Annotated in this window: 15 protein-coding genes and 1 tRNA gene; 11 read left to right on the forward strand and 5 right to left on the reverse strand. The window is 62.4% G+C overall.

Annotation, left to right across the window (positions count from 1 at the left end):
* Window positions 1–101: 101 nt before the first annotated feature.
* A tRNA-Leu gene (locus tag ACX3P0_RS08520) sits at window positions 102–186 on the reverse strand.
* Between the two features lie 275 nt (window positions 187–461).
* On the opposite strand from ACX3P0_RS08520, the gene ACX3P0_RS08525 reads away from it, so the two are divergent.
* Both ACX3P0_RS08525 and ACX3P0_RS08530 read left to right on the forward strand, forming a co-directional pair.
* Window positions 462–1,049, forward strand: a complete 588-nt coding sequence (locus ACX3P0_RS08525; protein WP_459087898.1) for a YqaA family protein — start codon at window positions 462–464, stop codon at window positions 1,047–1,049.
* Window positions 1,050–1,079: 30 nt separating this feature from the next.
* Window positions 1,080–1,595 carry a disulfide bond formation protein B gene (locus ACX3P0_RS08530; protein ID WP_459087899.1) on the forward strand — a complete coding sequence of 172 codons (516 nt, stop codon included), beginning with the start codon at window positions 1,080–1,082 and terminating at the stop codon, window positions 1,593–1,595.
* Between the two features lie 38 nt (window positions 1,596–1,633).
* Here the strand turns inward: ACX3P0_RS08530 and ACX3P0_RS08535 are convergent, their stop codons facing one another.
* The gene (locus ACX3P0_RS08535) at window positions 1,634–2,191 is read right to left on the reverse strand and encodes an HNH endonuclease (RefSeq protein WP_459081494.1); all 558 of its coding nucleotides are present in this window, start codon (window positions 2,189–2,191) and stop codon (window positions 1,634–1,636) included.
* 129 nt (window positions 2,192–2,320) lie between these two features.
* A complete protein-coding gene (locus ACX3P0_RS08540; RefSeq protein WP_459081495.1) occupies window positions 2,321–2,962 on the reverse strand; it encodes a DNA-3-methyladenine glycosylase family protein in 642 nt (213 codons plus the stop codon).
* Window positions 2,963–3,034: 72 nt separating this feature from the next.
* Between ACX3P0_RS08540 and gluQRS the strand changes: the two genes are divergently transcribed.
* Window positions 3,035–3,910 carry a tRNA glutamyl-Q(34) synthetase GluQRS gene (gluQRS, locus tag ACX3P0_RS08545; protein ID WP_459087900.1) on the forward strand — a complete coding sequence of 292 codons (876 nt, stop codon included), beginning with the start codon at window positions 3,035–3,037 and terminating at the stop codon, window positions 3,908–3,910.
* Window positions 3,911–4,026: 116 nt separating this feature from the next.
* On the forward strand, window positions 4,027–4,917 hold the full coding sequence (locus ACX3P0_RS08550) for a DMT family transporter (protein ID WP_459087901.1): 891 nt from the start codon (window positions 4,027–4,029) through the stop codon (window positions 4,915–4,917).
* On the opposite strand, the gene ACX3P0_RS08555 is transcribed toward ACX3P0_RS08550, so the two are convergent.
* A complete protein-coding gene (locus ACX3P0_RS08555; protein ID WP_459081498.1) occupies window positions 4,884–5,738 on the reverse strand; it encodes a YihY/virulence factor BrkB family protein in 855 nt (284 codons plus the stop codon). The two genes, ACX3P0_RS08550 and ACX3P0_RS08555, sit on opposite strands and share 34 nt — an antisense overlap.
* Before the next feature lie 86 nt (window positions 5,739–5,824).
* Here ACX3P0_RS08555 and ACX3P0_RS08560 point away from each other — a divergent pair, with 86 nt between their 5' ends.
* The 7 genes from ACX3P0_RS08560 to ACX3P0_RS08590 all read left to right on the forward strand — a co-directional run bounded on the left by ACX3P0_RS08560 (window position 5,825) and on the right by ACX3P0_RS08590 (window position 11,319).
* Entirely contained in the window at window positions 5,825–6,658 is an 834-nt protein-coding gene (locus tag ACX3P0_RS08560; protein ID WP_459087902.1) for an SDR family oxidoreductase, read from the forward strand.
* A gap of 16 nt (window positions 6,659–6,674) precedes the next feature.
* Complete coding sequence (locus ACX3P0_RS08565; protein ID WP_459087903.1) at window positions 6,675–6,866, forward strand: twin transmembrane helix small protein; 192 nt, start codon at window positions 6,675–6,677, stop codon at window positions 6,864–6,866.
* 23 nt (window positions 6,867–6,889) lie between these two features.
* Window positions 6,890–7,471: a cob(I)yrinic acid a,c-diamide adenosyltransferase gene (locus ACX3P0_RS08570; protein ID WP_459087904.1), complete on the forward strand. Its 582-nt coding sequence runs from the start codon at window positions 6,890–6,892 to the stop codon at window positions 7,469–7,471.
* 30 nt (window positions 7,472–7,501) lie between these two features.
* The gene (locus tag ACX3P0_RS08575; RefSeq protein ID WP_459081502.1) at window positions 7,502–8,272 is read left to right on the forward strand and encodes a rhomboid family intramembrane serine protease; all 771 of its coding nucleotides are present in this window, start codon (window positions 7,502–7,504) and stop codon (window positions 8,270–8,272) included.
* A 198-nt stretch (window positions 8,273–8,470) separates the two neighbouring features.
* Entirely contained in the window at window positions 8,471–9,220 is a 750-nt protein-coding gene (locus ACX3P0_RS08580) for an electron transfer flavoprotein subunit beta/FixA family protein (protein ID WP_459087905.1), read from the forward strand.
* Window positions 9,221–9,370: 150 nt separating this feature from the next.
* Entirely contained in the window at window positions 9,371–10,300 is a 930-nt protein-coding gene (locus tag ACX3P0_RS08585; protein WP_459087906.1) for an electron transfer flavoprotein subunit alpha/FixB family protein, read from the forward strand.
* 140 nt (window positions 10,301–10,440) lie between these two features.
* A complete protein-coding gene (locus tag ACX3P0_RS08590) occupies window positions 10,441–11,319 on the forward strand; it encodes a 3-hydroxybutyryl-CoA dehydrogenase (protein ID WP_459081505.1) in 879 nt (292 codons plus the stop codon).
* Between the two features lie 4 nt (window positions 11,320–11,323).
* On the opposite strand, the gene ACX3P0_RS08595 is transcribed toward ACX3P0_RS08590, so the two are convergent.
* Window positions 11,324–11,623 (reverse strand): GNAT family N-acetyltransferase, encoded by a 300-nt coding sequence (locus ACX3P0_RS08595; protein ID WP_459087907.1) that lies wholly within the window; start codon window positions 11,621–11,623, stop codon window positions 11,324–11,326.
* Window positions 11,624–11,634: the final 11 nt, after the last annotated feature.

Below are 11,634 nucleotides of genomic sequence, written 5' to 3' on the forward strand. Positions count from 1 at the left end.
ACATCGAACCCGCAGGGTTCGCAAGGGCAAGCGCCCGTCGGCCGGTCAGGCCGCCCCGTTGGAGCCGTGAGCGAAGCGAACTGGCGTGAGACAAAATAAAGTGGTGCGGGTGGCCGGAATCGAACCGGCACTCCTTTCGGAACTGGATTTTGAGTCCAGCGCGTCTACCAATTCCACCACACCCGCACAGGCGTTGCCGGTCCTGCCTGAAGCGAGGGACCGGCTGCCGGAACGCGCGCCCCGTACCCTTTCAGGCTGCGGGAACAGTCACCGGCAGTAGATGGCGCGAACTACACGCCCCGACCCCTGTCCGTCAACTGGATTGCTTCTCCCGTTCCGGCAAAGCAGCCGTTACCCCTCTCTGTCGGCCCGCCAGGCCCCGTTTTCGATTTCGTGAAGACGCCGCCATTGTGCGGCACCGGGATTTTTCCTATTCAGGCGGCGCACTTCGAGGGAACACCATGCTTCGCGGACTTTATGACTGGACCTTGTCGCTGGCGGCACGGAAATCCGCCGAATGGTGGCTCGCCCTCATCGCCTTCGTGGAAAGCTCGGTCTTCCTGGTGCCGGCGGACGTACTGTTCCTGCCGATGGCGCTTTCGCGCCCCAGCCGCGCCTATCGCTATGCGCTGATCGCCACCGCCGCGTCGGTGCTGGGCGGCATCGCCGGCTGGTTCATCGGCCATTACGCCTATGATGCCGTGGCCCGGCCGATCCTCGAATTCTACGGCAAGTTCGACGAGTTCGAGCACCTGCGGCTGTCTTCGGGCGACGGTATCATCCTCCTGATGCTGGTCACCTCCGGCCTGGCGCACCTGCCGCCCATCAAGGTGGTGACGATCCTGGCCGGCGTGGTCGGCTTTCCGCTCGGATGGTTCATCGTTTCGGCGATCGTCGCGCGCGGCGCGCGGTTCCTTTTCCTGGCCTGGCTGCTGCGCCGCTACGGCGAACCGATTCGCGAATTCATTGAAAAGCGGCTGGGCCTGATTGCCGGCGTCGCGGCGGCGGTCCTTATTCTCCTCTACTTGCTCGTCAAATATGCCATTTGAACATCGCCGTAAGGCAACTGGAGCGCAGTCATGATCTCGACCCTCGACGCCGCAGAAAGCCGCCGACAACTGACGGCCCTGTTCCTCGCAGTCGCCATGGCTGCCGTCGTCGGTTCGGCGCTCGCCTTCCAGTACATAGGCGGCTACATCCCCTGCAAGCTCTGCTACGAACAACGCATCCCCTATTATGTCGGCATACCGCTGATGGTGCTGGCGTTCGGGGCGTGTGCGCTTCGCCTGCCGGCCTGGCTGTCGCGCATCCTGCTCGCCATCGGCGGCCTGCTGATGCTCTACGGTCTCGGTCTGGCTATCTATCATTCGGGCGTAGAATGGGCCTGGTGGGCCGGCCCGACCGACTGCACCGACGTCGCCGGTCCTGTCGACACGGGCGGCAACGGCGTGCTGGATGCGCTCGAAAAATTCGTGCCGCCATCCTGCGACAAGGCGGCGCTGCGTATCCTCGGCCTGTCCATGGCCGGCTGGAACGCCATTGCGAGCCTGGTCCTGGCCTTCGTCGCGCTGCGCGCTGCATTTTCTCGCGATTGAGCCGCCAGATGGCCGGCATTCCGTAGGTCTGAACGACTTCAAGGTTCGAGTTCGACATCCCAGTAGAGATAATCGAGCCAGCTTTCGTGCAGATGGTTCGGCGGAAACAGGCGGCCATTATTGTGCAAATCGTGCACCGTCGGCTGATAGGGTTTCTGGCGGGGCCACATCTTGGCCTGGGCCGGCATCAGGCCACCCTTGCGCAAATTGCAGGGCGAGCAGGCTGCCACCACGTTCTCCCACGTCGTTGCCCCGCCGCAACGACGCGGGAGAACGTGATCGAAGGTGAGATCCTCCGGCGTCCCGCAATATTGGCACTGGAAGCGGTCGCGCAAAAATACGTTGAAGCGAGTGAAGGCGGGGTGCCTTGACGGCTTCACATAGGCCTTCAGGCTGACGACACTCGGAACTTTCATCGAGAATGTCGGCGAAGAAACCGCGTGCTCGTACTCTGCGACGATGTTGACCCGGTCGAGAAACACCGCCTTGATGGCATCCTGCCACGACCAGAGCGACAAGGGGTAATAGCTGAGCGGACGGTAATCCGCGTTCAGCACCAGTGCAGGAAGCCCATTCGCAGAGACGGCGACCGTCACGTTCCCGACCTCCTTCGCTTTCGATCCGAACGTCACCGATACTGTAAGCCCGACATGACAGGGATGTGAAGCGGATTGTCGGCTAGACGATGCGGTAAAACGGCCTGTCTGCAACGTTTTTTTAGCGTCTCACGCCGGCGGAACGGCCTCGCGGCCCTTCAACTCCCGGTAATAGGCCCAGAAAAGCCGGGCAGCGACCCCGCGCCAGGGCGACCATGATTCGGCAATAGTGATCAGCGCCTTTTCCGGCGGGCGTGGCGCAACGCCAAGCGCATGGCCGACCGCCGTTTGCAAGGCGACATCGCGCGCGGGGAAAATATCGGGATGCCCGGCGGCAAACAAAAGGTAAACCTCGGCCGTCCACGGGCCGATCCCCGGCACGGCCACCAGCAAAGCCATCGCTTCTTCCGCGTCAAGCGAACACAAATGATTGAGGTCGAGGCCATCCGCCACGGCTTGAGCAACCGCGACCAGGCCGCGTTGTTTCGGGCGCGACAGGCCGGCCTCGCGAAACACGGCCTCGCCCGACGCAAGGATTGCCAGCGGCGTCAGCGGATCGACCAACCGGGTCAATCGGCCAAAAATGGCATCGGCGCTGGCGCGCGACACCTGCTGCGAAATGACGATCGAGGCAAGGCTGTGAAATCCCGGCTTCGACAACCGGAGCGGGACCTCGCCGGCCTTGTCACGCACGGCTTTCAGGCGCGGGTCCAGCAAGCAAAGCGCGTCGAGGCCGTTGCCTATGTCATCGAGCGTTGCAATGCGCTGCATGGTTCCCTTGTCCCGTCCTTCGGGGCAAAGTAGCAATCGGCGGAAGCACCGCAACCCGATTAACGCCGAAGGATGAACCTCCTGACATTCCGCTTCGCGCCCAGCCCCAACGGCGAATTGCATCTCGGCCACGCCTATTCCGCGCTGCTCAACCAGAAACTGGCGAAAAGAACCGGCGAACGGCTGTTGCTGCGCATCGAGGATATCGACACGGCACGGTGTACGCCCGCGTTTGAGGCAGGCTTTTTGCGCGACCTGGAGTGGCTTGGCATCGAGTGGGAACGGCCGGTGCGGCGGCAATCGGAGCATTTCGCCGAATACGGGGCCATCCTTGAATGGCTGATTCGCGAAGAACTGGTCTATCCGGCCTTCATGAGTCGAGGCGAAATCCGCGCTTTCATTGCCGGCAGCGACAGCAAGGGGCGGGACTGGCCGACCGACCCGGACGGCGTGCCGCTCTATCCCCCTTCGGACAAGACGATCCCGGCGAGCGAGCGCCGCCGGCGTATCGCCGAAGGCCACCCTTTCGCCTGGCGGCTGGATATGGCGGCAGCGATCGCGCGTATCGGCAGCAAGCTGGCATGGACCGAATATGCCGACGAGAGCCTGACAGCGGCAGTCAGCGTTGAGGCCCGCCCGCAGGACTGGGGCGACGTCATCCTGGCCCGGCGCGACCTGCCGACCAGCTATCACATGGCGGTCGTTGCCGACGATGCGCTGCAAGGCGTCGAGCATGTTGTGCGCGGGCGCGATCTGTTTCTCGCCACGTCCGTGCAGCGCGTGCTTCAGGAACTGCTCGGCCTGCCGCAACCCGCCTATTTTCACCACCGGCTCATTCTGGATGCCGACGGCCGCAAGCTGTCGAAAAGCCTGCGCGACACCAGTCTTGCCGCCTTGCGGGCAGACGCGGTCACGCCGGACCGCATCCGGCAGATGGTCGCAATCTGACCGCGCCGAAACCGTCATCAATTCCCGTTATCCTATGGTTCAACCGTTTCGCTTTGCTTGTTGCGAAGAACCGCACTACAGGCAGCCCTCCTTCTTCCAGCAATGGCCGGGCCGAAATGCACAGTCTCAAGCGGTTCATTCCCGCCACTTTCGTCATTTTGTGGGCGACCGGTTTCATCGGCGCGCGCTACGCCATGCCCTGGGTGGAACCGTTCACCTTCCTGTCGATGCGCTTTGTCGTGGCTGCGGCGCTTCTGGTCGCCATCGCCACCCTGATCGGCGCGAAAAGAGCAAATCGCGACGAGGCCATGCACGCCATGATCGCGGGCATGCTGATCCACGGCGTCTATCTCGGCGGCGTGTTCTGGGCAATCCATCGCGGCATGCCGGCCGGCCTCTCGGCGCTGATCGCCGGACTGCAGCCGCTGACTACGGCCGTGCTGGCGGGCAAATTGCTGGGCGAAAAAATCCTGCCGCGCCATTGGATCGGCCTGGCGACGGGCTTTGCTGGCGTCGTCGTCGTGCTATGGCCGCGGCTCGGTGAGATGGGCAGCGGCATCACGGCGGAAACCCTTGCTGCTTCCGTCGTTTCCGTGCTGGGCATAACGCTGGGCACGATCTGGCAGAAGCGCTTTGCGGTGAGCGGCAATCTGGTGGCCACCACGGTCTGGCAATATGTCGGCGGCGCGCTGGTTGTCGCGCTGGGCTCGCTTCTATTCGAAGCGCGCACGGTCGTCTTCAACGGGGAACTTTTCTTCGCACTCGCCTGGCTGGTGCTGGTACTGTCCATCGGCGCGGTCTTCCTGCTGATGGTGATGATCCGCAACGGCGAAATGTCCAAGGTCGCCTCGGTTTTCTATCTCGTGCCGGCGGTAACGGCGGTGATGGCCTGGGCGCTGTTCGGCGAAAAACTCGATCCCATCCAGATCGTCGGCATGGCGATCACCACCTTTGGCGTGGCGCTGGCGACCGCTCAGCCCGGAACCCGCGCCCTCGCCTCGAGATAGCGGGTGATCGCGGCGTTGAACTCGCCGCCGAGGATGAAGATCGCCGAGACGATGTAGAGGAACACCACCGCGATCATGATCGAGGCGAGGCCTGCATAGGTCGTCACATAGGACGAGAAATGGTCGAGATAGGTGGCGAAGATGGTCGATCCGATCAGCCAACCGACCAGGGTGAAAACGATGCCGGGGACGATGGACAGGAAGCGCCTTTTGCCGAGCGGCAGCCAATAGTGCACGGCGAACAATCCGCCGATGATCACCATCGACGCGATGATGTAGCGCCATAGCGTGAAGGTGCCCATGTAGGGCTTGATCCATTCGAAATGGGCCTCGGCCAGCCGCGCCAGGATTGGCGCCAGGACCAGCAGCACACTGATGATCACGAACCCGACCGTGGCGATGATCACGAAGAAGAGGCTCTGCGCCCGCCTGTAGAGGATGCCGCGCGTTTCGACCACGCGGTAGGCCCGGTTGAGCGACGTGCGCAGCGCCTCGATGCCGTTCGAGGCAAAATAGCCCGCCAGCAACACGCCATAGGTCAACAGGTCGGTGCGCTGTACGGTAAGGACGTTGAGCACTTCGCGGGCGATCGGCTTGGCGATCTGCTCCGGCCAGGTATCGAACACCAGATGCACGGCCGTGTCGGCAAATGCCTGCGCACCCAGGAACGAGGCCAGCGTGGTCGCGAAGATGAGGAACGGAAACAGCGCCATCAGCGCCGTAATGGCCAGATGACTGGACATGGCCCAGCCGTCATCGTTGTTGAAATGACCAAGCGCATCGTAGACCACGCGTTTGAAGGCAACGATGTTCCTCAACAAGAAAGCTACCTGCGATTGTTTCCGGGCCGCGAATATGGGAAGGGATTGCGGTAAATGGCAAGCCTTCAGGGAGCAACGGCTTTCAGGTGAAAGAGTTGCGCACAATCATCGTCACCGGTGCTTCGTCAGGGGTCGGCGCTTATTGTGCCCGGGCCTTGCGCGCCGATGGCTGGCGGGTTTTCGCGACGGCGCGCAAAAGCCGCGACATTGCAGCACTTGAAGCCGAAGGCATCGAAGCCTTTCCCCTCGACTACCGCGACGCTTTATCGATCGAGACGCTGGTGGCGACGGTACTGGAGAAAACCGGCGGCAGGCTCGACGCGCTCTACAACAACGGCGCTTATGCGCAGGCCGGCGCCGTCGAGGATATTCCGGTCGAATTGCTGCGCGAGCAGTTCGAGGCGAACTTCTTCGGCTGGCATGATCTCACGCGGCGTATCGTGCCGGCGATGCGCCGGCAGGGACACGGCCGCATCGTGCATTGCTCATCCATCCTCGGCCTCATGCCCATGCCCTATCGGGGCGCCTATTGCGCATCGAAATATGCGCTGGAGGGGCTGATGCTCAGCATGCGCCAGGAACTGGCCGGCACCGGCATCCATGTCTCGCTGATCGAGCCGGGTCCCGTCGTCTCCGATCTGCACGACAACGGCCTGCCTTTTTTCATGGACAGGATCGATCACGAGAACTCCGCCCACCGCGAGGCCTATCGCAGGCAGATGGACCAGTTACGATCGGGACCGACAAAAGGCCGGGCAAAGGCCGGCCCGCATGTCGTCTATGCCGCACTGAAGCACGCGCTTCTTTCGCGGCGTCCGCGTCCACATTATGTAGTAACACTACCCGCGAGAGCGGGCATCCTTCTCAAGCGCATTCTCCCGGCATCGCTGTTTTACCGGCTTGTCGCCAGAACCAACTGATCGAACGGGAACGGCCATGGGCACTGTCTTCAATATCTTCGCTATCCTCGTCATGGTTGCGGTCGTGGCCGTGCTTGGGCGCGGCCTCTTTAACATGATGCGCGGCGGCGACCCCATGACCTCCAACAAGATGATGCAACTGCGTGTGCTATTGCAGTTCATCGCTATCGTGCTGCTGCTGCTGGCCGTTTATTTCACCCGCAAATAGCAATATCGGATCGGATTCTGGCCTTGGTCAAACTCAACAAGATTTACACCCGCACCGGTGACAACGGCACGACGGGCCTGGGAACCGGGGAGCGGCGGCTGAAGTCCGATGCTCGCGTGGACGCCTACGGCACTGTGGACGAGGCCAATGCCTGCATCGGCATGGCCCGCGTCCACACGGCGCAAACCCACCCGGTGCTGGACGCCATGCTTGGCCGCATCCAGAACGACCTATTCGATCTCGGCGCCGACCTTTGTTGCCCCGACGACGGCAAACCCCTCGACTACGAACCGTTGCGCATCACCGCGACGCAGGTGGCGCGGCTGGAGCAGGACATCGACCTCCTCAACAAGGAATTGCAGCCGCTGCGCTCCTTCGTGCTGAACGGCGGCTCGCCGGCCGCCGCCGCCCTACACCTGGCCCGCACGGTGGCCCGGCGCGGCGAGCGCCTGATGGTCGGCCTGGCGCAGAACCCGGCCGAGCCGGTCAATCCCGAAGGCATCAAATACATCAACCGGGTTTCGGACCTGTTGTTTGTCGCGGCGCGCACGGTCAATGACAACGGAAATGCCGATGTGCTATGGGTGCCGGGCAAGAACCGCTGACATTTCCGCCGGCGAGCGGGGGAGTTTTCGATGTTTATCCCGCTCTACGACACCAACCATCTGCGCACCATCCGGCTGCAATATGTCACCTTCATCCTGATCGGCATCAACGTCGCTGCTTACCTCGCAACGAAGATCGGCGGTGAAAACTTCACCAATGCCGCCGTTCTCGGCCTCAGCTTCATCCCGTCGGTGATCCATAATACGGCGGAACTGTCGCCCCAGTTCGTCATCATTCCCGAAAACCTGAGCTACCTGACCTATTCGTTCCTGCACGCCGATATTTTCCATCTCGGCGGCAACATGCTGTTCCTGTGGGTATTCGGCGACAATGTCGAGGATGCGCTCGGCCATTATCGCTTCCTTCTTTTCTACGTGGCCTGCGCCATCGGCGGCGCTTTTTTCCACGGCCTGGTCGCGCCTGATTCCCAGGCGCCGCTTATCGGCGCTTCCGGCGCTATCGCGGGCGTCGTCGTGGCCTATCTCATCCTTTTTCCGCGCGTGAAAATCTGGATCCTGGCCTTCGGCCGAATCCCGCTGCGCATCCCGGCCTATATCCCGCTGGCGCTGTGGATCCTGCTCCAGTTCGCTATGTTCGTGCTCGGCGGTGAGGACCAGATTTCCTGGGCCTGCCATATCGGCGGGATCATTTCCGGTGCCGTGCTGGTGTTGTTGTTGCGACGCCGCAACGTGCCTTTGACGGACGAGGCCATCGTCGTGCCGGTTGCCATCGACCCCGAGCAACCCGTCGTCCTGCAGCCGGCCGACCGGCAACCTCCATCGCGCTGGGGACGGCAATGATTCAACCGATTTTGGTTGCCTCGGCATATTGACGTATAGACGGGCCACAATTACCGTCCGCGCGCTTGTGGAAGCCCCCTCCGCCACTGAGACGGCTGAACAACGGAATTTCCATGAAAAATGTCGGCTTTCGACAACTTCGAGGGAGCGCGTGCTGCTACGGCTCGCTCCAAACCATCGGATAAAGGTGACAAGCAGATGAAAGTCCTGGTGCCCGTCAAGCGGGTTGTCGATGCGAATGTGAAGGTCCGCGTGAAGGCCGATGGGTCGGCGGTGGAACTTGCCAACGTCAAGATGGCGATGAACCCGTTCGACGAGATCGCGGTCGAAGAAGCGATCCGGCTGAAGGAAGCCGGCAAGGTCGAGGAGATCATCGTCGTTTCGGTCGGACCGCAGCAGGCGCAGGAAACGCTGCGCACAGCGCTTGCCATGGGCGCCGACCGCGCCATCCTGGTCAAGACCGACGAGCAGACCGAGCCGCTCGGCGTCGCCAAGGTGCTGAAGGGCGTAGTCGAGGCGGAACAGCCCGGCCTGGTCATCCTCGGCAAGCAGGCGATCGACGACGATTCCAACCAGACCGGCCAGATGCTGGCGGCGCTGCTCGGCTGGGCGCAGGGCACGTTTGCCTCCAAGATCGAGCTTTCCGGCGACAAGGCCAAGGTCACGCGCGAGGTCGATGGCGGCCTGCAGGCCCTGGAGTTGACGATGCCCGCCATCATCACCGCCGATCTTCGGCTCAACCAGCCGCGCTATGCCTCGCTGCCCAACATCATGAAGGCCAAGAAGAAGCCGCTGGACGAAAAAACCCCGGCCGATTTCGGCGCCGACGTGACGCCGCGCCTCAAGATCTTGAAGACCGAGGAGCCGAGCGGCCGCAAGGCGGGCGTCAAGGTCAAGAGCGTCGCCGAGTTGGTCGATAAGCTGCGCAACGAAGCCGGCGTGCTCTGAGGATTTGAGGTGAGGCCGGGCTGCAAATGGCGCCGTCCTCCGCTTCCGGTGCTCACGTACTAAAGTACGCTCCGCTCCGGTTCTCGAACGTCACCATTTTCGCTTCGGCCTGACCTCAAATCAGGCACCCGATGAAGTAAGGAAAAAAGAATGGCTATTCTTCTGATTGCCGAACACGACAACGCAACCCTTTCCGACCAGACCGCCAAGGCGCTGTCGGCTGCCCTCCAGATCGGTTCGGACGTGCATGTACTGGTAGCCGGCAAGGGCGCGAAGGCTGCGGCCGACGCCGCCGCCAAGCTCAAGGGCGTCACCAAGGTGCTGCTGGCTGAGGCCGACGAACTGGCCCAGCAGCTTGCCGAACCGATGGCGGCGCTGGTCGTTTCGCTGGCCGGCGGCTACGACACCATCGTCGCTGCGGCGACCTCGACCGGCAAGAACGTTGCGCCCCGCGTCGCCGCCCTGCTCGACGTGGCGCAGATATCCGAGATCGTCGAGGTTGTTTCGCCCGACACCTTCAAGCGGCCGATCTATGCCGGCAACGCCATCCAGACGGTGCAATCGGGCGAGGCCAAGAAGGTCGTCACCGTGCGCACCGCCGGCTTCCAGGCAGCCCCCGAAGGTGGCTCCGCTTCGGTGGAAACCGTCAAGGCCGCGAGCAATCCCGGCCTTTCGACCTTCATCGAGAACAAGCTGTCGGAAACCGACCGTCCGGAACTGACCTCGGCCAGGATCATCATTTCCGGCGGCCGCGCGCTCGGCTCCGCCGAAAAGTTCCAGGAAGTCATCCTGCCTGTCGCCGACAAGCTGGGCGCGGCGGTGGGCGCGTCCCGCGCGGCGGTCGACGCCGGCTATGCCCCGAACGACTGGCAGGTCGGCCAGACCGGCAAGGTGGTTGCCCCTGACCTCTACATCGCCTGCGGCATTTCCGGCGCCATCCAGCACCTGGCCGGCATGAAGGATTCCAAGGTCATCGTCGCCATTAACAAGGACGAGGAAGCGCCGATCTTCCAGGTCGCCGATTACGGCCTCGTCGCCGATCTTTTCGTCGCCCTGCCGGAACTCGAAAAGGCGCTTTGACGCTTTCCTTCTAACCGTATTACACTGGTCCGCGAAAGGCGGGGAGGCGGACGCCTCCCCGCCTTTCTAGTTGCGCTGCACAAAAAACAGGCTAGTTTGCACTGCACAAAAAATGAGCGGCGGGTTAACGGGATCAGGTCATGAGCAAGATTGAAACGATCGGCATCATTGGGGCTGGCCAGATGGGCGGCGGCATTGCCCATGTGTCGGCCCTGTCCGGATATAACGTGCTGATCTACGATATCTCCGTCGACCGCATCGAAAAAGGCATCGCCACCATCAACGGCAACATGGCCCGCCAGGTCGGGGCCGGTAAGCTGGAGGAAAAGATCCGCAAGGACGCCATGAGTCGGATCTCCACGGCGGCGTCGATGGCCGATCTCGCCGGCGCGGACCTCGTCATCGAGGCGGCGACCGAGGACGAAACCGTCAAGCGCAAGATTTACGCGCAGCTTTGTCCGCAGCTCAATCCCGAGGCGATCCTCGCCACCAACACCTCGTCCATCTCCATCACCCGCCTTGCGTCGCAGACCGACCGGCCGGAGCGCTTCATCGGCATCCATTTCATGAATCCGGTGCCGCTCATGAAACTGGTCGAACTGGTGCGCGGCATTGCGACCGAGGACCAGACCTTCGAGGCGGCCAAGGCCTATGTGACCCGGCTGGACAAGGCGATCACGGTTTCAGAAGATTTTCCGGCGTTCATCGTCAACCGCATCCTTTTGCCGATGATCAACGAGGCGATCTACACGCTCTACGAGGGCGTCGGCTCCGTCGAAGCCATCGATACCGCCATGAAGCTCGGCGCCAACCATCCGATGGGGCCGCTGCAACTGGCCGATTTCATCGGCCTCGACACCTGCCTGTCGATCATGCAGGTGCTGCATGACGGCCTGTCGGATTCGAAATACCGCCCCTGCCCGCTTCTGGTAAAATATGTCGAAGCGGGCTGGCTGGGCCGCAAGACCGGACGCGGCTTCTACGACTATCGCGGCGAACATCCCGTTCCGACGCGCTAGAATATCACCGCGCCAGCACGTCTGCCCATTCCTTGTGGCGCTGGAACTGAGCGGCAGCGAACGGGCATAGCGGAATGATCTTCTTGCCTGCCGCGCGAGCGTCCTCGACGGCCCTTGTCACAAGCCGCAATCCGGCACCCTGCCCGCGAAATGCGTCGGGAACGCCCGTATGATCGATGATGATCTTCTGCTCGCCGATCTTGGTGAAGGTCATCTCGGCTTCGGCGCCATCTGGCCCGCGCAGCACATAGCGGCCCTTCGAGCCATTGTCTTCCAGTTCTATCTCCGGCAGTTGTTCCGTCATTGCTTCCTGTC

Source organism: Mesorhizobium sp. A556 (assembly GCF_054489545.1).

What these genes read in the sequence shown, in the direction of transcription:
- ACX3P0_RS08525 (WP_459087898.1), top strand. Translation starts at nt 462, where the DNA reads ATGCTTCGCGGACTTTATGACTGGACCTTGTCGCTGGCGGCACGGAAA.
- ACX3P0_RS08530 (WP_459087899.1), top strand. Translation starts at nt 1,080, where the DNA reads ATGATCTCGACCCTCGACGCCGCAGAAAGCCGCCGACAACTGACGGCC.
- ACX3P0_RS08540 (WP_459081495.1), bottom strand. Translation starts at nt 2,962, where the DNA reads ATGCAGCGCATTGCAACGCTCGATGACATAGGCAACGGCCTCGACGCG.
- gluQRS (WP_459087900.1), top strand. Translation starts at nt 3,035, where the DNA reads ATGAACCTCCTGACATTCCGCTTCGCGCCCAGCCCCAACGGCGAATTG.
- ACX3P0_RS08550 (WP_459087901.1), top strand. Translation starts at nt 4,027, where the DNA reads ATGCACAGTCTCAAGCGGTTCATTCCCGCCACTTTCGTCATTTTGTGG.
- ACX3P0_RS08565 (WP_459087903.1), top strand. Translation starts at nt 6,675, where the DNA reads ATGGGCACTGTCTTCAATATCTTCGCTATCCTCGTCATGGTTGCGGTC.
- ACX3P0_RS08575 (WP_459081502.1), top strand. Translation starts at nt 7,502, where the DNA reads ATGTTTATCCCGCTCTACGACACCAACCATCTGCGCACCATCCGGCTG.
- ACX3P0_RS08580 (WP_459087905.1), top strand. Translation starts at nt 8,471, where the DNA reads ATGAAAGTCCTGGTGCCCGTCAAGCGGGTTGTCGATGCGAATGTGAAG.
- ACX3P0_RS08585 (WP_459087906.1), top strand. Translation starts at nt 9,371, where the DNA reads ATGGCTATTCTTCTGATTGCCGAACACGACAACGCAACCCTTTCCGAC.
- ACX3P0_RS08590 (WP_459081505.1), top strand. Translation starts at nt 10,441, where the DNA reads ATGAGCAAGATTGAAACGATCGGCATCATTGGGGCTGGCCAGATGGGC.
- ACX3P0_RS08595 (WP_459087907.1), bottom strand. Translation starts at nt 11,623, where the DNA reads ATGACGGAACAACTGCCGGAGATAGAACTGGAAGACAATGGCTCGAAG.